Origin of the sequence: Sphingobacterium sp. B16(2022), from assembly GCF_012030425.1 — a bacterium.
GTDB classification, from domain to species: Bacteria; Bacteroidota; Bacteroidia; order Sphingobacteriales; family Sphingobacteriaceae; genus Sphingobacterium; species Sphingobacterium anhuiense.
Genome location: NZ_JAAUVN010000007.1, coordinates 277,134 through 300,018, shown reverse-complemented (window position 1 = coordinate 300,018; position 22,885 = coordinate 277,134). Strand labels below are relative to the sequence as shown.

The following is a 22,885-nucleotide window of genomic DNA, read 5'->3' as shown; positions in this document are numbered from 1 at the left end:
AATGTGAAAATTTATTTTTTTTGTTTTCCTGCTGTTTCTGCGTTTAACCTGAATTAAACCCTTCTTTTTTCAGTGCCTCACCTTTCGGATCAGCCGTTCCTCCCTTGCGGAGTGGTGCAAAGATAGCGACTTTTTATAATCACTTCCTAATCTTTTCGAGAAATAGTTTACCATAAACCGGTAAAGGGCTTATAACGTGGCGGATAAATTTACCTATAACCTATTACAGGGACGGAGAAACGGACAATCCTGACTTTAAACAGTAAAAAAGCGTATACGGGGGAACTGTTCGTCCTGGGCCGTCTTTTATGGATACCGTATACTTTTAGGAAATGGTCTGCAGAAATTATATCTTTTTCGGTACAGCAGAATCATCGACACTATTACTATTACTATTACTATTACTATTACTATTACTATTACTATTACTATTACTATAGCTGATAAGGTGATTCATGCCTATTCATGCTGCCCGCAGGGCCGACATCTTTACTTTATACTATATAGTATATACGACAAAAGGGGTTCAGAGAATTTGTTGTCTTAATATAGTCAAGCTATCCTCGTTGGAATAGTCCGGAATAAGGCATATTATAACCTGATAGGGACCTGATTATTACTTAAGACGGGATTTATACAGAGATTATTGGGATTTCATAGGGGGTTTATAGGGTTTTACCCCTACTACCCCCCTATAAACCCCCTCTTATCCCCCTGTTATATCTCTATTATACTAGAATAAGATACCCAGTTGCTTATAATATGGTATCATCCTGATAACAGCGGTAGTTTTCTCGAGATTCTATTGGTTTATTGACCTATCTTATATTCATACCAGTGTGACTAAATTTCCTTACTCTATAATACTGCAATCCTAATAGTATGATATCCTACTCTTCTTAACAACACAAACTATAGAAGTTTGATAAATTTCAAATTCAAACAAGAGAGGGGGCTAATTACTAAAAATTACCAAAAGGAAGAAGCTTAATGGCAGTAATCAAATTCATTTTAATGCTCCAAATTTCTCATATATCAAAACTGCTTTTGCAAAAAAGCAGTAAAAGCTAAATGTAAAAAATGAGATTATGAAGCATTATTTTAACATAATCACTGCAATGCCTTTAAATAGTGTAATTTTCAATAAATAATATTTTTTTTCTATAATTAAATTTAATAGATTTGCCTTCTATTTAGATTTAGTATAAATAAATTCCAAACTCAAGATATTCCAATCATAACATGAAAAAGATTTTTCTAGCAGCTTTATTACTATCGGCTTTATACGGAAAAGCCCAAAATAACAATACCTTGATGAATGCGGATTTTTGGAAAGGTTCGCCAAATTTAGCTACTGTTAAAACTGAAATCGCAAAAGGAAATAGCCCTTCAAAACCAAATGCGGCTTCATTCGATCCTGTTACTACCGCTATTTTAAATAAAGCTCCTAATGATATTATCGAATATCTAATTGAACAAGAAGGAAATAGTGTTACTAAAAAAACACACCATAGCCGCAGTTATTTACATTGGGCTGCTTCTACAGGAAATCTTGAGCTTGTCAAATATTTAATAGCTAAAGGTTCCGACGTCAATTATCAAGATAGTCATGGCTTTCCTATTGCAGCCTATGCGGCATCAACAGGGAACAAAAATACAGCTGTTTATGATCTTCTATTCAAAGCAGGGGTAGATCCAAAGCAAAAATATGAAGATGGGGCGACCTTACTTTTATTGTCAGTCGCATCAGATAATGATTTAAGCATTACTGATTATTTTGTATCGAAAGGGTTATCGCTAACAGATAAGGATAACTTTGGACGTACTGCAGTCGACTATGCGGCTAAACTTGGTCATATTGAACTTATCGAAAAACTGATAAAAAGAGGCGTTAAACCAACAAATAATGCTCTTTTCTTCGCTACTCAAGGATCTAGACAGGTTACTAATGGTATTGAAACATATAAATACTTGGTAGAAACTCTAAAGTTAGATCCAAAAGCAACAAATAAAGATGGTGCTACAATTCTACATCCATTAGTACGTAGACCCAATATGGAAGTAATCAACTATTTCCTGGCAAAGGACGTTGCGATCAACAAAGCTGACAATGAAGGAAATACCGTACTTATGGTCGCAGCTGCCGGTAAAGATGCGAAGTTGGTCGAGCTTCTATTATCAAAAACAACAAATATTAACGCTGTAAATGATAAAGGAGAATCTGCATTGACAAAAGCAATTGCAAATGGCTCTTCAGAAGTAGCAGCTTTATTACTTAAAAATGGTGCTGACATCAAAGTGCTGAATAAAGATGGAAACAATCTTGCTTATTATTGGTTAAATTCATACACAGAACCTAATCCTCAAACACAAGGTGGCCAGCAACGCAATCCACAAGGAGATAGTTTTGAAGAAAAATTAACCTTATTAAAGAATAATGGCTTAACAGTCACTGATCTTCAAAAAAATAAAAGCTCTTTATTACACTTAGCTGTTGCAAAAGAGAACATAAACCTTATTAAAAGAGTCGCTGCCTTAGGAACTGATATTAATGCTCAGGACAATGATGGCATGAGCGCTTTACATAAAGCGGCTTTAATAGCAAAAGATGATACTATTCTTAAAGAATTGATTTCAATCGGTGCTAAAAAAGACCTGCTAACATCACTTGATGAAACAGCTTACGACATTGCAAAGGAAAATGACTTTTTAGCAAAAAATAATGTATCTATCGATTTCTTAAAATAACGGCATGAAAACCTCTTTAAAATTTACTGTACTTATATTTCTTATTACACTATTTAGCTCAAATTCATTTGCACAATCAAGTAAATTCAAGTGCATGATTCAAATGAATAGCTATGAGGGTGAGGGAGCATATATCATTATATCATTAATCAATCCAAAAGGCGCTTACGAAAAAACGCTTTCTGTATTAGGCCCGGATAAACAATGGTATAATACGCTTAAAGAATGGCATAAGTTTCAAACAAAATCCAACAACAAACTTAGTGCAATTACAGGTGCCTCTGTTGGTGGTGGTGACCGTGCAATGAGAACAATAGAAATTGACGATACAAAATTGAACAAAGGTTATAAATTACGTTTCGAATCGGCTGTTGAAGAACAAAAGTATCATGTCACTGACGTAGAAATTCCCTTGACAACAGAAGCATTAGCGGAGCGTGCTAGCGGCAAAGGATATATTAAATTTGTAAAATTAAGTAAAGTTCAATAATTAAAATGACCTTATCCATATGGAGGTATGCACATTTAGCTCTTGCGATCGTATCATCCCTATTTTTACTCATACTTTCCGTAACAGGAATTATATTGGCGATAGATGCAGTTAACGAAAAAACACAAGCATACCGAGCAGAAGATTCCAATACCATAACCCTTGCGCAATCCATAACGGCCTTGCGCAAGGTTTACCCTGAAATCATTGAAATAGCAGTCGATCACAATCAATTTGTCAGTATAGATGCTTTAGATGAAGAGGGTAATACCATTAAAGCTTATATCAATCCGACCACAGGGAAAGTATTAGGTGAAATCAAACCCAAAAGCCAGTTCATCCAGTGGACAACCGCCTTACACCGTTCCTTATTTCTACACGAAACAGGACGTATATTAGTCGGCCTGGTTTCCTTCATATTGCTATTGATTACCATTAGTGGACTCATCTTGATCCTTAAACGTCAGCAGGGTCTTCGCAATTTCTTTTCTAAAATAAACCGTGATTTTTTTGCTCAATATTTTCATGTTGTCAGTGGACGATTGTTCCTCATTCCTATTTTGATCATTGCTTTATCAGGCACATATTTATTTATGGCACGAATGGAACTGATCAAGAAATCGAACGAAGAGCTTGAACATCAGGATACGCAAACTGAGAATCAAAAGGATTTCAAGGAATTTGCGATTTTTCAACAGCACACTTTAGGTACAATTGAAAAGATTGAATTTCCTTTCATGGATGATGATCCTGAAGAATTTTACACGATCAAATTTAAGGATCGTGCTGTTACAGTTAATCAGTTTAATGGCGAAATCGTTAAAGAAACAAAATATCCTTATACTTCAGCACTAGAGAAATTAAGTCTCGATATCCATACAGGCCGAACAAATGTGATTTGGGCTATTATTCTAGGTCTTGCTTCTTTAAACATTGTATTCTTTATTTATACTGGCTTTGTCATCACATTCCGAAGAACAAAAACTAAGATTAAAAATAAATATAAAGCCAACGAAGCTGAATTTATTATTTTAGTTGGCTCAGAAAATGGCAGTACTTTATTTTTTGCAAATCAGATTCATAAGCAACTACTGGCAGATGGTAAATGTTCGTTTGTTACAGCGATGAACCAATACCAAAACTATCCAAATGCGACACATATTTTAATATTCACTTCGACATATGGGATCGGGACAGCACCGACTGGAGCATCAAATTTTGAAGAGCTACTTGAGAAATTTCCTCAAGAACAGACAGTCCAATACAGTGTAATTGGATTCGGATCGAAAGCTTACCCAGATTATTGTGCCTACGCAGAACATATAGATAAACTTCTTGCGACCAAAGAATGGGCTACCCGCTTCTTAGATCTTCATAAAATTAATGATCGATCTGCTCATGAATTTACAAATTGGGTACATCACTGGAGTGAAAAATCGTGCATTGCTCTAGCTACTGCTCCATCTTTATACCAGTCAAAAGTTGCCAATCTGCAGCAACTTCAGGTTGTTAAAAAAACAAGCCAAGATCACTCGACATTCACTGTTGTATTTAAACCTCTCAGAAAGTTAAAATTTCAATCGGGCGATCTTTTAGCGATATATCCTGCACATGATAATAGGGAACGCTTTTATTCCATTGGTGAAAATAATGGAACGATTCAACTGGAAGTTAAGCTGCATCCCAATGGATTGGGATCAAATTTTCTATATGAATTAAAGGAAAATGACCATATTGATGCCCGGGTGATGACGAATCCTGACTTCCACTTTCCTAAAGCTCCTGCTGTTATTATGATTGCAAACGGAACAGGAATTGCACCTTTTTTAGGTATGATTCAAAACAATGTAAAAACACCTCTTCGTTTATATGCTGGTTTTAGATACAACAATACACTCACACAGCGCTATCAACAATTTGCACAAGAGGAAATTATAAAAAAACATTTAACAGCCTATCAGTTTGCATATTCAAGAGAATCAACAGCACAATATGTGATGGATCTAATCAAACATGACGTACAACTATTTGTAGAACATTTAGAGAATGACGGTGTCATTATGATCTGTGGATCGCTTCAAATGCAACGTGACGTCGAAAAGGTCCTTGAAGAAATGACCCTATCGCAAAAAGGTAAAGCACTGCTTTATTATAAGGAGAAGAAACAGATTCTAACCGATTGTTATTAAAAGACAAATCAATACTACTGCTCATGAGACTTCTTTGTACGGTCACCTTCCTATTTATTATAACGCTTAGTCAGGCACAGGTATTACAAAAAAAGCAAGTGACTTTAATGGGCTCTGTCTTTGAAATCACTATTGTAGACCGGGATACCGCATCTGCCCGAAATCATATTGATCTTGTAATAGCAGAGGTTACACGTATTGAGAATCTGATTTCAGAATGGAGACCGGAAACCCAGATTTCGGAAGTAAACCGCAATGCAGGTATTAAACCTGTAAAAGTAGATCGTGAAGTTTTTGATCTGACCAAAAGAGCAATCGCGTATTCCCGCAATTCAAATGGAGCTTTTGATATCAGTATTGTTGCTTTAGACAAAATCTGGAAATTTGATGGCAGTATGACCGAATTACCTACGGAAGAAGCTATTCGTAAGTCAGTTGAAAAAGTGGGTTATCAGCATATTATCTTAGATAGTGTCAATTGCAGTATTTACTTAGCACTCCCGGGTATGAAAATAGGTTTTGGATCAATTGGAAAAGGTTATGCGGCAGATCGTGGAAGAGCTTTGATGCAAGAAAAATATGTTTTAGCTGGCATCGTTAATGCATCCGGAGATCTATCGACCTGGGGGCTTCAACCAAATAATAAGCCTTGGTTAATAGGCATAAAAAACCCTTTCAAAGCTTATAAAACGATTAAAATATTAAAAATGCAGGAAAATTCTGTTGCGACATCGGGCAATTATGAGAAGTATGCTGAAATTGACAACAGACGATATGCACATATCATCAACCCTAAAACTGGCTATCCTTCTACTGGACTGACCAGTGTTACGATCTACGGCCCTTCTGCTGAGTTTGCGAATGCTCTAAGCACCTCGATTATGGTTCTAGGTCAAGAAGAAGGTATTTTATTAGCAAAAAGATTTCCCCTCTATCATTATCTTCTGATAACTGACAACGGAACTGTTATAAAAAGCCAAAGATAAACCTAGCGCTTCTTCTTTTCTGGTTCCGGTTCAATTTCTTCCACATCATCGTCAAACAGGATTCGAACAGAAGGCGTATAGGTATCATCATTTTGTCCCGTTTTATTAGCCCAAAAAAAAGCACCTAAAAACAATAACGCAACAAATACACTACAGCCAATCAACATAAAGATGATACTCATAACACTATTTTAATATAAAAATCTTCTATAATCCCCTTCTTTTTGCAAACCATCTTGTCAAAATACTGGTGAATGATATAATCGTTACCGTACTTATAGGCATCAGTATTGCTGCAAACAAGGGAGACATTTCTCCTTGAACAGCAAAACTCAGTCCAATCACATTATAAAAAATAGAGATACAGAAACTTAAGTGAATAACACGGACTGCATCTTTACTAAAAGCAAAAAACTTAGGTAATTTATCAAAAGATTCGCCATCCAAGATTGCATCACAACCTGGAGAAAAATTATTGATATCATCACTGACCGCGATCCCTAGATCGGCAGTTTTCAGCGCTCCAGCATCATTAAGCCCATCTCCTACCATACAGACACGATGTCCATTCTCTTTGAATAAATTGATAATATCCAATTTATTCTGTGGAGATTGATTAAACAGCAATCGTGTTGTTGAAGGAAAAATCTCCTTTAATAAATCTTTTTTTCGATCATTATCGCCCGATATCAAGTGAAGATCATAATGTTTTAAATCATGAATAATACCGGAAAGCCCGGCACGCCAGGACTGTTCCATTGCAAAACTACCCTTTACTTCACCATTAATAGAAACAAATACATAAGAAGCTTCTGCTGCTCTAGTAGGCACATCTACAAAACGGGCACTACCGATCTTGATTGTATATTGGCCAATATGAGTTACTGACCCTTCTCCAATTTTTTCTTCATACCGATTAACCGGTACAGCATCTACTCCTTCTAACCATTTTACAATCTCCCGGCTCAATGGATGACTTGAATTTCGACAAGAAGAATACACCAATATTTTTTCTTCTTCTGTTAAATATCCGTCAAAAACAATTCCATTAACAGTAGGTGACGAGATTGTCCCTGTTTTATCAAATATTATCGTGTCAATTGATGCCATCTGCTCAATGGCATCTGTGTTTTTAACGTAGAATTTGTTTCGGTCAAATACACTTAAAGCTGCAGACAATGTAAATGGAGAACTCAATGCTAAAGCACAAGGGCAGGCGATGATCAATACTGCTGTAAATGCACCCCAAGCTTTATCGGTATCTGCGTCCATCATCCAAAAAACTGTTGCAGATAGGGCAATAACCAATAAAGCAACCGTAAAATATTTACTGATATAACTTATAAATGTCTGAAACTGTTTATCATATTGTTTAAAATTTTCATTATTCCAAAGCTTGGTTAAATAAGACTGCGAAACCGATTTGACCACTTCAAGCTCAATCGCTTCAGCCATTTGACGTCCTCCAGCATAAATCACTTCGCCTAGTGTTTTAGTCACAGGTTTTGACTCTCCAGTCACAAAGCTAAAATCTATACAGGCATCCCCGCGGAGCAACACCGCATCTGCTGGTATGATTTCATTATTTCGGACTAAAATCCGATCCCCAACTTTTAAATCGGCCAGCTGAATCGGTTTTTCCTTTTCATCGTGTATCGTTGTTACAGCTACAGGAAAATAACTTCTATAATCACGTTCAAAAGAAATGTGATAATATGTTCTTTCCTGAACCCATTTCCCAATCAATATAAAAAAGACCAAACTACAAAGTGTATCCCCAAAGCCAGCCCCGGTCTGCGAGATCACTTCATATGCGGTACGTACAAATAAGATAAATATTCCCAATGCCAATGGTACATCTAAGTTCAGTCTTTTTTGACGGATACTTAAAAATGCCGATTTAAAATAATCTGAAGCACTATACAGTAAAACAGGCAGTGTAAATAAAAGATTTGCATACCCAAAAAACACCGAATAGTTTTTTTCAAAACCTGCCAGTCCAAAGTATTCAGGGAAGCTCAACATCATCGAATTTCCAAAACAAAAACCTGCTACCGCTATTTTTGCTATCAATGGATTAGCATTAATTTTTTTGCCCGCCTTAACCACATCCTGCAAGGTAATCTTTGGTTCATAACCGATACTTCGCAGTAACTGTACAAGATCACGGAGTGATAATTCCGTATGCTTAAATGTGATACTTGCTTGTCTTTTCATGAAATCAACTTTCGAGACAAGTACATTTGGGTTTAATCTATACAGGTTCTCTAATAACCAGATACAAGAGCTACAGTGAATTACAGGAATGTAAAATGTTATGATCGTGATCTGCTCATCTTTATAGTCAATCAGTTTATCGGTAATAATAGCTTCATCCAAATAAGACAAATCAGCAGTTTTATCAAGGTTTGATTTTCCTGGATGCTGGTTATAGCGATAATAACTTTGCATATTATTATCATGTAAAATCTGGTATACTGTTTGGCAGCCTAAACAGCAGAAATCATGGTTATCAAATTGATAGCCACTGGAGACAACTGCATCACCACAATGAAAACAATGCTGGTCTATTTGAGTTTGTTTGATATCCACCATTACAGATTATTTAAATAGCTTGACTAAATAATTCTTTTTCGTTTTTGGAGTTTTGTAATTTCAGATCAAAAGCCATACAGATATTGCGTAGAAAAGATCTTCCTAATTGGGTTATAAGAACACGATCCTCATGAATAAGAACCAAACCCTCTTCTACCATTTTTTCTAAACGCTTTATAATAGACTCATTTTCAAACAAACCAACCGCTAAGTTTGTTTCTCCTTTACACATCAGATCTAAAATGTTGCGTCTAATAATCAGATCTTCGTCATCAAGTAAATGCCCTTTCACAACCGGCAACCGATTGTTTTCAATCATCTTTTGATATTCCTCCACACTTTTAACATTTTGTGCAAAAGCATCCCACGAATCACTGATAGAAGATACTCCGAGACCAATCAATAAAGGACGATAACGATCTGCATATCCCATAAAATTGCGATGAAGCCTTTGCTGTTGAAATGCAATAAACAATTCATCGCCAGGTTTAGCAAAGTGATCCATTCCAACATCTCTATATCCGGCATCTTGAATAAATTGCTTTCCCAGTGTATAAAGCGCAAGCTTTTCTTCACCTTGAGGTAAGTCTAATTCAGTGTAATGACGCTGTCCAGGCTTTAACCATGGCACGTGCGCATAGCTATAAAAAGAAATACGATCCGGATCAAGCAACAGCGATTCTTTGATCGTTTCTGTTATTGTTTTCAAACTTTGTTTGGGCAGTCCGTAAATCAGATCAAAATTAATAGAAGTATATCCGATAGCACGAGCTTCTTGCATAACGCGGCGTACATCTTCCACATCCTGCTTTCTATTTATAGTAAACTGCACAAGCGGATCGAAATCCTGAATTCCCAAGCTTAATCTTCGAAATCCCAACTGATATAAATCGGCTAAGTGTTCATAAGTCGTATTGCCAGGATGTGCTTCGAAAGAAAATGATGCATCGTCTGCGACCTGAGCTTTCGATAAAATACCCGCCAGTAATTTTGCTAAATTCTCTGGAGCAAAAAAGGTAGGGGTTCCACCACCAAGGTGAATTTCAGAAATCAAAGGCGCACCTTCCTTTAATATTGCTGTGTACATCCCCCACTCTTTTAGCAAACTGTCGATATAAGGTATTTCAACTTTATGATTTTTCGTAATTCGGGTATTGCAACCACAATATGTGCACAGACTTTCACAGAATGGCAAATGAATATAGAGGCTTATCCCTGCTTTTTTTGATTTTTGATAGGTATGATATACGCGACTAGACCATTCCTTCTCAGAGAATTGGTCGCTATTCCAAAATGGAACAGTTGGGTAACTCGTATATCTAGGGGCTGCAACATTGTACTTCCGTACTAAAGACTGCAAATCTATTCCATTGTTCGAATTCATGAGATTATAATTTTACAGGACATACTTTTAAACAACAACAAGCAGTGCCCACACATTTGCCAGCACCCCACAAATTCAAATTGCGAATTGTCTGTTCGGCAATACCTTTTGGACTTTGGTCCTCATAAGGTGTATTAGCAACTTGTATATCCAACTTTCCGGCTTCAACTAAGTCGATGTGTTCTGTCCCTAAAGTACGTGTCAGAATACGGCCTACACCCATATCTTTTAACACTCGGAGCATGGAAGCTTCTAGAATATCCTGTGCCGAAATCACAACAACATCTTTCCCTGTAGCATAAACTTTTGTTTCTTCATTTAGCCCATTAGAAATTAATGTCAAATCATGCATTTTACCATTAGCTAATGCTAATAACTCCTTTTCATAGGTCTGAATACTGTAAACAACTACTTTCATGCTATCTTTTTTGATATTCTAAATCCGAACTAGAACAAAAGTAAATAGTCTTCAAATACTTACACATGAAGTTCATCAGCTTAAAAAGTGATCTACGTCACATTTTTAAGCTTAAAAATGCTCTGAAAACGAAAAAGGGTCGCATCCTTACTGGATGCGACCCTTCTGATCAAAATATCGTGGTAATAAAAGACCTTATTGCTTTACCTTACGAAGTTTTTTAACTGAGAAAATACGAATGGCACTTTTCTCTTTTGCAATTAAATTTTCCTCTCTAAAATCGGCTAAAACACGTGAGATCGTTTCATTTGCAGTACCTGCAATTGTTGCGATTCCCTCTCTTGATATTTGAATAACACATTCATCTTCAATTGCTGTATTCACCGTTTTCTCAGCGACACTAATTAATGCATTGGCAATACGTTTACGTACTGTATCATAAGCAAATCCCAACAATTGCTCTTCTTTCTCTCTAATATTTCCCGATAGCAACTGGATAAATTTACCTGCAATCAGTGGTTTGCGATAAATTAATTCAAAAAAGTCTTCTTTACTGATCAGTGCTATTTCCGATTTTTCAATAGCTTCAACATTATCAGAATAATTTTCGTTCAACAGCATCGCTTCATAGCCTATATATGTACCTGCAATCTGAATATCTGTCGAAAGCTCCCGTCCATCATTATAACATAGAAAACTGCGGACCTGTCCACTCAACACAAAATAGACGAATACGGGTACATCACCCTCTTCGTAAATACTTTGTTTCTTTTTGAATACTTTAACACGAGATTTTTCAATGAGTTCTTTCAACAAAAAATCTTGTTCTTCAGGACTTAAATACAAGGAGTTTTTAACTGTTATGGCCTCGCCTATCTGTCCCCGCTTTTTAAAGCGCACATCAATGGCATTTAACAACTCAACATCATCAAAAGGTTTTGTTAAATAATCATCTGCTCCTAGCTCCATTGCTTTTCGCATATCAGACCGTTCAACTTTAGCCGTAAGGAAAATAAAAGGTATGTGTGCCGTTTCTTCGTTCTTACTTAGAATATATAAAACGCCATAGCCATCTAACTCAGGCATCATAATATCACAGAGAATTAAATCGGGCAAATGAGTTGTTGCTAAATCAACACCATCACGGCCATTTTCCGCTGCAAGTACATGATAACGTCCTGTTAACTCCAAAATCTCTGTCGTTCCTTCCCGTATATCTGTATTATCCTCTATAATTAATATTGTCTTCTTTTCCACCTACAATTATTTATTTTGGGTAAATATCATCTTAAAAAAAGCTCCTTCGTTGATAGCAGATTTGTATTCCAATAATCCGTCCATAAGATGAACATAGCGCTTTACAATGTTCAACCCTAGACCTGTACCTGGTATATTGCCTGTATTATGAGCTCTAAAAAACGGTTCAAATAAATTGATCTGATCTTCCTCCGGAATTCCTATTCCATTATCACGGACTGTGATGATGCAAATATTATCCTCGATTATAGTATTAAACTCAATGAAGGTATCTTCACCAGAATATTTTATGGCGTTTGAAATCAAATTAACCACCGTATTTTTAAGTAAATTAGAATCCATCATAAACAGTCCAACCTCACCTGTGTGCTGATAAACAATATGTTGATTCTTTTTACAGATCAATTGCATCTCTTCGGTAATTTCTTCTGCTAATCCAACCACATTGATCATTTGCTTATTGACCGTAACAACACCTGCTTCCAACTTTTCCAGTGATAGAAAATCATTTAAGATGCTTGTTAGCAATTGAACAGAGCTCTTAATTTTACCGGTGTGTTTCAATACACTTGCAAAATCTGGTTTTTCAATATACTTATCGATCAATGAAGCTGATAACTGTACAGAGCTCAAGGGAGTTCTAAATTCATGCGAAGCCATGGAAACAAATCGCGATTTTAGCTGACCAAGTTCTTTCTCCTTCTCAAGCGATTTCGAAACTTCAGCCTTTGTTTTCTCCAGTTCCGAAACAAGCATAATCAAATCTTTCGTTCTTTCGCTCACTTTCTGTTCAAGCTCGACAGCATGTTTTTTCAATCGGTTTTCCGCGGCTTTTTCTCTTGTAAGATCATGAATAAAGCCAGTAAAAATATTTCTATTTTTATACCACACCTCACTCACTGCCAAACGAAAAGGAAAGGTGGTTCCATCTTTCTTTCTTCCAAGAACCTCCCTTCCTATTCCAATTATCTTTTTGTGCCCTGTTCTTTTATAATTATCAATATAGCTATCATGGCGACTATGATCCGGTTCAGGCATTAACATCGAAACATTATTACCGATAACTTCATGATCTGAATAACCAAATAAACTTGACGCTGCCGGATTAATAGATTCGATCAATCCCCGATTGTCGATCGTAATAATTCCATCAATAGCATGATCAATAATTGCTTCTAAAAGCTTCGCACTATCCATTTACTATTTCACTAGTTTTTTATACTTAAGACGGTGTGGAGTGACATCGCCAATTCTTTTCTTTCTATTTTCTTCATATTCTGAATAGTTCCCTTCGAAGAAATATACCTGAGAATCACCTTCAAATGCTAAAATATGCGTACAGATACGATCTAAGAACCATCTATCGTGGGAAATGACAACTGCACAACCACCGAAATTCTCCAAACCTTCTTCCAAAGCACGTAAAGTATTCACGTCAATATCATTGGTAGGCTCATCCAGAAGAAGTACGTTCGAACTTTTCTTCAATGTAATGGCCAAGTGTACACGGTTACGCTCACCTCCAGATAACACACCAACTTTTTTCTGCTGATCTGCTCCATTAAAGTTAAATTTTGAAACATACGCTCTCGAATTTGATGAGCGGTTGCCCAACATGATATTCTCGTTTCCATCGGTAATATTTTCCCATACTGATTTCTCCGGATCCAAGTCATCATGGTTTTGATCCACATAACCAAGAGCTACCGTTTCGCCCACTTTAAATGTCCCCGTATCAGGCTGTTCCTGTCCTGTAATCAAGCGGAACAAAGTTGTCTTACCGGCACCATTGGGACCAATAATACCCACAATACCTGCAGGAGGAAGTGAGAAACTTAAGTTTTCAAATAAGATACGGTCACCGTAAGATTTTGAAATATTATCTGCTTCAATCACGACATTACCTAAGCGTGGTCCCGGTGGAATGAATAATTCTAATTTCTCTTCACGGTCTTTCGTTTCCTCTGAAGCTAATTTCTCATAATTATGAAGACGTGCTTTAGATTTGGCATGTCTAGCTTTAGGAGCCATACGTACCCATTCCAATTCACGTTCTAATGTTTTTTGACGTTTTGACTCTGTTTTTTCCTCTTGCGCTAAGCGTTTAGATTTTTGATCTAACCAAGAAGAATAGTTTCCTTTCCAAGGAAGACCTTCACCGCGATCCAATTCCAGAATCCATCCAGCGACATTATCCAAGAAGTAACGATCGTGGGTTACAGCGATAACTGTACCTTTATATTGTTTTAAATGTTGTTCTAACCAATCGATAGACTCAGCATCCAAGTGGTTGGTTGGCTCATCTAATAATAAAACATCCGGTTCTTGTAGCAAAAGACGACACATTGCCACGCGACGGCGCTCCCCTCCTGACAAATTGGCAATCTTAGCATCAGGCTCTGGACAACGTAAAGCATCCATGGCACGTTCTAATTTTGAGTCAATTTCCCAAGCATTGGTTGCATCAATAATATCCTGAAGTTCACCCTGTCTAGCCAAAAGCTTATCCATTTCATCTGCATTTTCATAAACTTCAGGTAAGCCAAATTTTTCATTAATTTCTTCGTACTCTTTTAGAATACCCGTGATCTCGGCAACACCTTCTTGAACAATTTCAAGTACTGTTTTTTCCGGATCTAAAATAGGTTCCTGCGCTAAATAACCCACAGAATAACCTGGTGAGAAAACTACTTCACCTTGAAAAGATTTATCTAAACCAGCAATTATCTTTAACAGTGAAGATTTTCCGGAACCGTTAAGACCGATTACACCAATCTTTGCACCGTAGAAAAAAGAAAGGTAAATATTTTTTAAAACTTGTTTTTGAGGAGGGTAGATTTTGTTGACACCCGCCATTGAAAAGATTATTTTTTCGTCTGACATACTAATCAATTATTCTTTGTTTGGACAATAAATACACACAAATGTAAACTTTTATACTGACATTTTGATCGATTTAATAGCATGGCTTAATTGTTGATAAATATTACTAAAATATTAAGGATTGATAAAGTAAATTTATTACATTTATATCATTCTTGGTCATTAAAAGAAAGGTAAATTACATGGAAGCAAAATTTTCACCGCGCGTAAAAGATGTCATATCGTACAGTAGAGAAGAGGCTTTGAGGTTGCGTCACGATTATATTGGCACAGAACACTTGTTGTTAGGTTTGATTCGTGAAGGTGATGGCATGGCAATTAAGATTTTGAAAAATATCGGAATTGACACTGCGGCTTTACGTCAGTCTGTAGAGGAGGCCGTGAAAAGCTCAGCTGTATCTCGCGCTCCAATTGGCAATATGCCACTTACTAAACAAGCAGAAAAAGTACTTAAAATCACATATTTAGAAGCTAAAATTTTTAAAAGTGAAATCATAGGAACAGAGCATTTGTTATTAGCTATTTTGAGAGATGAGGATAATATCGCTTCTCAAATACTACAACAATATCAAGTGAGTTATGATATCTTCAAAGCGGAAGTAGAACAAAATAAAACAACTATCCGAGATGAAGCTCCAGGTTCGTCCACTGGTGATGACGATTATCCTGAAGAAGAGCAATTCATCCAACCTAAGAAGGTTTCTGACATTAAATCTAAAACTCCGGTTTTGGATAACTTTGGTCGCGATTTAACAAAAGCTGCGGAAGAAGGTCGTCTTGATCCTATTGTAGGTCGTGAAAAAGAAATTGAACGTGTTTCTCAGATTTTATCACGTCGTAAGAAAAACAATCCGTTGTTAATCGGAGAGCCGGGAGTTGGTAAATCTGCCATTGCAGAAGGATTAGCATTACGTATTGTACAACGTAAAGTATCGCGTGTACTGTTTAACAAACGCGTCGTTACGCTTGATCTCGCATCTTTAGTGGCTGGTACAAAATACCGTGGCCAATTTGAAGAGCGTATGAAAGCTGTGATGAACGAATTGGAGAAATCTCCAGATGTGATTTTATTCATTGATGAGATTCATACGATTGTAGGTGCTGGTGGAGCTTCGGGTTCATTGGATGCATCCAACATGTTCAAACCTGCTTTAGCAAGAGGTGAGATTCAATGTATCGGTGCAACTACATTAGATGAGTACCGTCAGTACATCGAGAAAGATGGAGCTTTGGATCGTCGTTTTCAACGCGTCACCATTGAACCTGCAACTCGTGATGAGACTATTGAGATTTTAAATCGTATTAAAGAAAAATACGAAGAACACCATAATGTCAACTATACTCCTGAAGCTATCGAAGCTTGTGTAAGTTTAACGACTCGTTATATTACCGATCGTTTCTTACCGGATAAAGCTATCGATGCGCTAGATGAAGCTGGTTCACGTGTGCATTTAACAAACATACATGTTCCACAATCCATCATTGATATCGAAGAGAAAATCGAAGAGATCAAATTGGAGAAAAATCGTGTTGTTCGCAGTCAAAAATATGAAGAAGCTGCAAAACTACGTGATACTGAGAAAAAACTGTTAGAGGAACTTGACCGTGAAAAATTAGCATGGGAAGAGGAAACGAAAGCAAAACGTTATGTCGTAACTGAAGATAATGTTGCAGAAGTTGTTTCGATGATGACAGGGATTCCTGTACAGCGCGTTAGCCAGACAGACAGTCAAAAACTGTTGAACATGGGTGATCTGATGAAAAATAGAATCATCGGTCAAGATGATGCTGTTCAGAAATTAGTGAAAGCTATTCAACGGACACGTGCCGGTCTTAAAGATCCGAAGAAACCAATTGGTTCATTCATCTTCTTAGGCCCTACCGGTGTTGGTAAAACTGAGTTGGCAAAAGAGTTAGCACGCTTTATGTTTGATTCTGAAGATGCATTGATTCAGATTGACATGAGTGAGTATATGGAGAAATTTGCGATATCACGTTTAGTGGGAGCGCCTCCAGGATATGTTGGCTATGAAGAAGGTGGACAGTTAACAGAAAAAGTTCGTCGCAAACCATATGCTGTAGTCTTATTGGATGAGATTGAAAAAGCACATCCGGATGTTTTCAACTTGTTATTACAAGTGTTGGACGAAGGCCAATTGACAGATAGTTTAGGTCGTAAAGTTGATTTTAGAAATACCATCATCATCATGACTTCTAATATCGGAGCACGTCAATTGAAAGAATTTGGTCAAGGTGTTGGTTTTACAACTGCGGCAAAAACAACACAAGCAGATTCACATTCAAGAACTGTTATCGAAACAGCGTTGAAACGTGCTTTTGCTCCTGAATTCTTGAACCGTATCGACGATGTGATTGTTTTCAATTCGTTATCGAAAGAGAATATCTTCAAAATCATTGATATTGAGTTGAGATCTCTATTCGGTAGAATCACAGATTTAGGTTACACAATAGATTTGACTGAAACAGCAAAAGAGTTTATCGCAGAGAAAGGATACGACACTAATTTTGGAGCCCGTCCATTAAAACGAGCAATTCAGAAATATTTAGAAGATCCAATCGCTGAAGAAATCTTAAAAGGTGATGTCAAAGCCGGCGATCGTTTAAAAGTTGATTTAAACGCTGAAACTAAAGAAATAGAAGTCACTGCTGATCGTTCTGAAAGACCGATTGAGCCAGCAGATAAAAAAGAAGATTAATAGAATTTGATTTATTTAAGAAAATGCACCAGAAATGGTGCATTTTTTGTTAGAAGTGTTAAAAGATTGTTAAACTATTTTAGTTACAAACAGTCTTACAAATTAAGGAACAAAAAAACTACAGATATGAAAAGAATTTTATTAGCCTTATTAATAGGTGGTGCAACCTTAACTTCACTTAGTTCTTGCACGAAAGAGTATATAACTCAAGAAGTTAATGTATTAGATGGAGTTAGTTATGTTTATCCAGTTAACTCCAATCAATGGACAAAAAATGGCAATATGTATAGTATTGAGATTGCTGTGAAGGACTTAGATGCACAATATTACGAAGATGGCCATGTAAGTGTAGCTGTAAACTTTGTAAATTCTAAAACATACGAACTAATTCCTTCTATAATATTTGGTCATGACTACTCTTCTAACTATTCAATTGGTAAAGTACGTATTTTCGCGAGGGATGTAAGTGGTTTAACTCCAAAAGCTCCCGACGATATGGACATCAAAATTGTTTTAACAGATGCTACTGCTGGCAATTAATTTTTGTTAATAGAAAACAAGTAAATTTAACCATTTAAATTTACTTGTTTTCTATTAAAGCTTAACTTAAAATAGGCTATCCTAACACGCCTTAACATCAGCCAATACCACTGAGGTAGATTATTTTAAACCGCTCAACATCTCAGTAATTTACTTGATTCGTTCTTCTTGATTCAATAAATCAATATTATACTTCGTCTTATCTCCCTCATCATTTTTGCATACTTTAAAATGACATCTACTTTTTGATGCGATCTGAGGTGAATGAGAAATCGAAATAACTTGCATGCTATTCGCTAATCATGCTCCCAGACCTAATACTTTCTGATTATATCCAGTTACCAAACACAAGCTTATTCCGAATGAGACCTAGAAATAAAGAAGAAAGTATAAGAAAGAATATTAAAAAAAATAAAAATATTTTATTGACTTCTTTCTTAATGTTACATTATCCTTATATTTTTCATAAATATTCATGTATCGTTTATTCCAGAAAAAAATAAAATAAGTGGTGGAAAAACTAAGGATTACCATCAAGTATTCTAAAGTATCTGTCGGGCCTTGACGAGCATTCACATCCTGATATATAATATAGGAATAGCAAAAAAACATATAAATTCCAAAGAACATACAAAAAAATAGCCCCCCTACTGTGAGCGGTAGGTTATCATTTTTAAATTCATTATCCTTATAATAACTGTTGAAGATTACAAAAAATAATTTATCCATACTTTATTCCTATATAACTAATAACGAGCTTCTGTTGCCTTGATAAGAATTATAACTTCTCTATTTAAGTTATCTGCGCCAAATTTAATTTACTTCGATTTACAATCCTAAAAATTATTCTACAATAACATTAATCCCAGCCATATTGGCTTTGTATTTAATCTTTTCAATCAGGCCATAATAGCTCCAATTCCGTAATAGAAATTCATCCTCTTTAGCAAACTCTTCTTTGGTCGTCTGATTGACTAATAATAATGTTCCTGCTTCAGATTTCACACATATATCAATCAGCCTTCGACTATATAGATGGAGACGACTATCTACATACTGCTTCTCCTTTTCGTTATACTGATCCAAACTTTTCATTTTTTTCTTACGACCATGACCACCTTTATTGAATGTAGCAGCTTTTTGCAATCGTTGCCTAGCAGCCTGAATAGCTAACCGTCGGTATAGAAATTCTTCTTTATTTCCGATTTGATAACTATCCTTATCAATAGAAACTGTAATCGGATGCTCGACAGATAAGGATGCTTCAGCAATGATATGATCTTTCAGTTGGTGTTGCTATTATGGCAGTTCCAGTGCCAGCAATAGAAATATTTTCCCTTTCACGATCCGGATAGAACTTGTACAAATCTTTATCTCTCCGACCAATGCTCGCTGTAATAAAACCCTTTTGTCTGATCGGTCTTTCCCTAAATATGTACGGAAAGGAATTTTAAAAAGCTTCAATTTGAAATCCCATCCTTTCTCATCATTACTAAGTTTCACCTGATTTCCACCGAAGGGAATTGGCATATCTTTTTTATAGTTTCGCAATGATTTTTCACCTTTCCAATAAGCCACCCGATCAGTACTAAAAGCCCTATTCAAGGTCATATTCATTGATGAGAGAATATCCGAAGGCAGTTTTCCTTTAAAATATAAAGACAATATGCGATAAGTTGTATGCATCTTTGAGGATGTAAATATGCCTTCCGGATCCTTTTTAAAATCTCCCAATTTAACTTTAACGTCATCACGCAGATAAATGAGATCTTTCATCTGCTCTTGAATAAACTGGTGCGTCATCACCATATTCGATCCGCGGTACACAATATCCTGCCATTCGAATAATTTCTTATAATACTCAGATCGTTGTTCTTTATCATCACAGTCCAAATAAAGCTGAACTTTTCGAGTTAAAATTAGGGTATCTTTTTCCATAACGGACTATTTTAATTAAGCTTTTTTTGCAGTTTTGATCTTAGCATGAGCCTGCACGAACAGCTGTTTCACCCTCGATGGATTCAAATTCAGCGCTTCAGATATTTGTTCAAATGACAGTTGAAGTTCATAGCGCATATGAAAAATTTCTGTCTGATGGTCATTGAATTCACCATCAAGGACAATTTTAGATGATCTATTCAGCAGCTCCATTTGTTGCGTATTATTGAATACAGAACGGAGTATCTCAATGGTTTTTTCAACCTGCAAGCTGACTTCATAATCAGATATACCGCCCAAATAATGGGCAATGCGCTCGTAGTTAAAGCTATATTTTAGACAAAGTTTGATGAATAGCTGCTGTTGATTGTTAAGGCTTGGCAATAGTTTGTTAAGTTGGTCCAATCGTTCTTGCTTTTCTTCCTCAAGTTTCTCCAAATAGACTAGATCCATTTCATGCTCTTCTTCTGTTTCATAACCGAGTAAAAACTCTTGATAATCTTCAATTCCATCTAGCCGCAATAGACTTTTATGAAATCTATTTCGGGTTGTATTAAAGAATGCATATATAGCCGACTTAACCTGTGCCTTTAAAAAATTTAAGGTATCGTCAATATCCTTCACCTGTTTTCGGTATAGCCATAGTCTCAATAAAGCTTCCTGAGCTATACTCTCAGCTGCACAATCATCTTTTGTCACCCGAAATGATTTCACAAAAAGATAGCTGTAAAAGCGATTATAGCAATAATTTAAGCCACGTTCATCTCCATCTTGAAGCAGGGAAATATACTTTTCGGCTTTTAGTACTTGTAAAGTTTTATTCATAATCATCGTTTTAGTCAAGGCATTCGAGCATGCCAATTCTTTGGTTATTCACCTCAACAGATCACAGCCGGCCTGGCGGATTTATTGGAAACTGAGATCATGTTAGAGGTATACTAGTACGACTTAGAACGTTCATATCATATTGGAATTGATCGGAAATTAGTAGCTTTATCAAGAGAATGCCTATCTATTGTGAATACTAAGCATAAAATAATCCACTTATATCTATTTTTTTAGTGAAAAATTATTTTCAAACTGTGTTCGATTAAAAAATGTTATATTAATACGCTAATTCTGGCGCAGTTGTATATACCTTCCAAATTATAGTCAATAACGACCAATGCTATTTTCGGTACTCAGTGAGTGGCAAAACCCTCACCCTAAGGCGTAACAAGAAGCCTCAATTATTTTATATGGTGAACTAGAAACTAACCTGCTAACCCCTTAATTTTCTAACTATTTTTAAACGCTCTTTTAAACAGTGAACCGTAACAACTATCTTCTAAAATTATAAATAGCGAGTCTGTTGTACATACCATTCAAATTCTGATCAGCAACAACTTGGATGACCCTGATCCTGGATGTTGTAAATACCTTACAAATTATGGTCAATTACAACTCATACATTTTTGATATTCAGTGAGTGGCAAAACCCTCACCCTAAGGCGTAACAAGAAGCCTCAATTATTTTATATGTTAAACTAGAAACTAACCTTCTAACCTGTTAGCTTTCTAACTATTTTAAACTAACATTCAAGTTTGAAATTATATGCAATATCTTTTTGATTGCTTTAAATCGTTTCATCAGCTGTAAACACCACTAATGGTCTTCGTGATTGATTGCACATACCATTAAATTATGATCAATAACAATACTGTTATCTTCGGTATTCAGTGAGTGGCAATGACCCTCACCCTACGGCTTCACAAGCAGCCTCAAGAATTATTTGTGTGTGAGGATATTTTTGCGGAGTTTGTGCGGTATGAAAAACCGCTTTGATTATGATCATCTTTTTCTCCTCATCTAACGTATAAAAAATGATATATGGAAATTTCGTTAGCATCCTGCCACGAAAGTTAAGATAAAATACCCGGAAGTATCGGACTTTCAAAATATCAGCAACAGCTTTGTTAAAGTCCTGAAGAAATTTTAAGGCAACTTTTTTAGAGGCGTGCTCCAAATAATATGCGGTAGCATCTTCCATTTGCTTTCTTGCTGCAGGAGTTATAAGTATGCTATAGGCCATATTTGACCTTCAACTCTTCGAAAACTAAACTAGCAGGCTGGCAATCTTCGAGCGGCACATCATTCTGCGATAGAAGGAACTGCTCTTGTTCATGAGTGAGTTTGAAATCAGTCTCTTTCGCTTCGTACGTAGCCCCTATAAGTTCGAGTACTTCGAGGAAAAAAGAAGTCTTGTCTTCTGGAACAGATACTTTAAATGTAGTCATAACCAAATTTAGCAATAAATATTATAAGTTCCTAACTGGCAATAGTTTGAAATGACCATATCAAGAGAGCCTCAATTTTGTCTAATTTTAGTATTTCCAATATAGAGCTACCTTTTATATGTGAATATTTTTAGATTAAAGAATACGACCAGAAAAAATTGACAGCTTATTTTCTAATTTTATTAACGAGTAAGCGGACGCATTGTGTATATAACTTAAACCTAAACAATGAAGTGTTACTGCCAAGAACATTTTATAAATTTCAGATTATTGATAAATATTCAGTGAGTGGTAAAAAACCCTCACCCTACGGCGTCACAAGAAGCCTCAATTATTTTATATAATTTCTTAAAAAACCTAACTATCTAGTCCTCAAAGCATTTATTTCGACTTCTATTCAAATTGATTGAGCAGTAAATAGAAATGGTAAAAAGCTGAAATTAACCTATATTGCAAATACCTT

The 22,885-nt window shown here is 36.0% G+C and carries 18 protein-coding genes; 6 read left to right on the top strand and 12 right to left on the bottom strand.

What is annotated here, in order from left to right; genetic code table 11:
• Positions 1-1,242 precede the first annotated feature (1,242 nt).
• The 4 genes from HCX49_RS24900 (at position 1,243) to HCX49_RS24885 (ending at position 6,413) form a co-directional block, all read left to right on the top strand.
• Complete coding sequence (locus HCX49_RS24900) at positions 1,243-2,748, top strand: ankyrin repeat domain-containing protein (RefSeq protein WP_168128453.1); 1,506 nt, start codon at positions 1,243-1,245, stop codon at positions 2,746-2,748.
• A 94-nt stretch (positions 2,749-2,842) separates the two neighbouring features.
• The gene (locus HCX49_RS24895; protein ID WP_021190236.1) at positions 2,843-3,238 is read left to right on the top strand and encodes a DUF2271 domain-containing protein; all 396 of its coding nucleotides are present in this window, start codon (positions 2,843-2,845) and stop codon (positions 3,236-3,238) included.
• 5 nt (positions 3,239-3,243) lie between these two features.
• Entirely contained in the window at positions 3,244-5,427 is a 2,184-nt protein-coding gene (locus HCX49_RS24890) for a PepSY domain-containing protein (protein WP_168128452.1), read from the top strand.
• Positions 5,428-5,450: 23 nt separating this feature from the next.
• Entirely contained in the window at positions 5,451-6,413 is a 963-nt protein-coding gene (locus tag HCX49_RS24885; protein ID WP_046792063.1) for an FAD:protein FMN transferase, read from the top strand.
• A gap of 2 nt (positions 6,414-6,415) precedes the next feature.
• On the opposite strand, the gene ccoS is transcribed toward HCX49_RS24885, so the two are convergent.
• From ccoS to ettA, 7 genes are all read right to left on the bottom strand, one after another.
• A complete protein-coding gene (gene ccoS, locus HCX49_RS24880; RefSeq protein ID WP_031288414.1) occupies positions 6,416-6,595 on the bottom strand; it encodes a cbb3-type cytochrome oxidase assembly protein CcoS in 180 nt (59 codons plus the stop codon).
• A gap of 25 nt (positions 6,596-6,620) precedes the next feature.
• Positions 6,621-9,008 (bottom strand): heavy metal translocating P-type ATPase, encoded by a 2,388-nt coding sequence (locus tag HCX49_RS24875; protein WP_168128451.1) that lies wholly within the window; start codon positions 9,006-9,008, stop codon positions 6,621-6,623.
• A gap of 10 nt (positions 9,009-9,018) precedes the next feature.
• The gene (hemN, locus tag HCX49_RS24870) at positions 9,019-10,392 is read right to left on the bottom strand and encodes an oxygen-independent coproporphyrinogen III oxidase (protein WP_168128450.1); all 1,374 of its coding nucleotides are present in this window, start codon (positions 10,390-10,392) and stop codon (positions 9,019-9,021) included.
• Positions 10,393-10,396: 4 nt separating this feature from the next.
• On the bottom strand, positions 10,397-10,810 hold the full coding sequence (locus HCX49_RS24865) for a hypothetical protein (RefSeq protein WP_021190230.1): 414 nt from the start codon (positions 10,808-10,810) through the stop codon (positions 10,397-10,399).
• Positions 10,811-11,005: 195 nt separating this feature from the next.
• Positions 11,006-12,067: a response regulator gene (locus tag HCX49_RS24860; protein WP_132772302.1), complete on the bottom strand. Its 1,062-nt coding sequence runs from the start codon at positions 12,065-12,067 to the stop codon at positions 11,006-11,008.
• A 6-nt stretch (positions 12,068-12,073) separates the two neighbouring features.
• A complete protein-coding gene (locus HCX49_RS24855) occupies positions 12,074-13,264 on the bottom strand; it encodes a PAS domain-containing sensor histidine kinase (RefSeq protein ID WP_132772300.1) in 1,191 nt (396 codons plus the stop codon).
• Positions 13,265-13,267: 3 nt separating this feature from the next.
• On the bottom strand, positions 13,268-14,950 hold the full coding sequence (gene ettA, locus HCX49_RS24850; protein ID WP_132772298.1) for an energy-dependent translational throttle protein EttA: 1,683 nt from the start codon (positions 14,948-14,950) through the stop codon (positions 13,268-13,270).
• Between the two features lie 182 nt (positions 14,951-15,132).
• Here ettA and HCX49_RS24845 point away from each other — a divergent pair, with 182 nt between their 5' ends.
• Both HCX49_RS24845 and HCX49_RS24840 read left to right on the top strand, forming a co-directional pair.
• Positions 15,133-17,667 carry an ATP-dependent Clp protease ATP-binding subunit gene (locus HCX49_RS24845; RefSeq protein WP_132845910.1) on the top strand — a complete coding sequence of 845 codons (2,535 nt, stop codon included), beginning with the start codon at positions 15,133-15,135 and terminating at the stop codon, positions 17,665-17,667.
• Between the two features lie 126 nt (positions 17,668-17,793).
• Positions 17,794-18,207, top strand: a complete 414-nt coding sequence (locus HCX49_RS24840; protein WP_168128449.1) for a hypothetical protein — start codon at positions 17,794-17,796, stop codon at positions 18,205-18,207.
• Between the two features lie 843 nt (positions 18,208-19,050).
• On the opposite strand, the gene HCX49_RS25480 is transcribed toward HCX49_RS24840, so the two are convergent.
• The 5 genes from HCX49_RS25480 to HCX49_RS24820 form a co-directional block, all read right to left on the bottom strand.
• Positions 19,051-19,302 carry a hypothetical protein gene (locus HCX49_RS25480; RefSeq protein ID WP_206368708.1) on the bottom strand — a complete coding sequence of 84 codons (252 nt, stop codon included), beginning with the start codon at positions 19,300-19,302 and terminating at the stop codon, positions 19,051-19,053.
• Between the two features lie 204 nt (positions 19,303-19,506).
• Positions 19,507-20,145 carry a hypothetical protein gene (locus HCX49_RS25475; protein ID WP_206368706.1) on the bottom strand — a complete coding sequence of 213 codons (639 nt, stop codon included), beginning with the start codon at positions 20,143-20,145 and terminating at the stop codon, positions 19,507-19,509.
• 15 nt (positions 20,146-20,160) lie between these two features.
• Entirely contained in the window at positions 20,161-20,970 is an 810-nt protein-coding gene (locus HCX49_RS24830) for a sigma factor-like helix-turn-helix DNA-binding protein (protein ID WP_168128448.1), read from the bottom strand.
• Positions 20,971-21,881: 911 nt separating this feature from the next.
• On the bottom strand, positions 21,882-22,217 hold the full coding sequence (locus HCX49_RS24825) for a type II toxin-antitoxin system RelE/ParE family toxin (protein WP_168128447.1): 336 nt from the start codon (positions 22,215-22,217) through the stop codon (positions 21,882-21,884).
• On the bottom strand, positions 22,207-22,422 hold the full coding sequence (locus HCX49_RS24820) for a hypothetical protein (protein ID WP_132845921.1): 216 nt from the start codon (positions 22,420-22,422) through the stop codon (positions 22,207-22,209). The genes HCX49_RS24825 and HCX49_RS24820 overlap by 11 nt, the downstream gene beginning before the upstream one ends.
• Between the last annotated feature and the right edge of the window lie 463 nt (positions 22,423-22,885).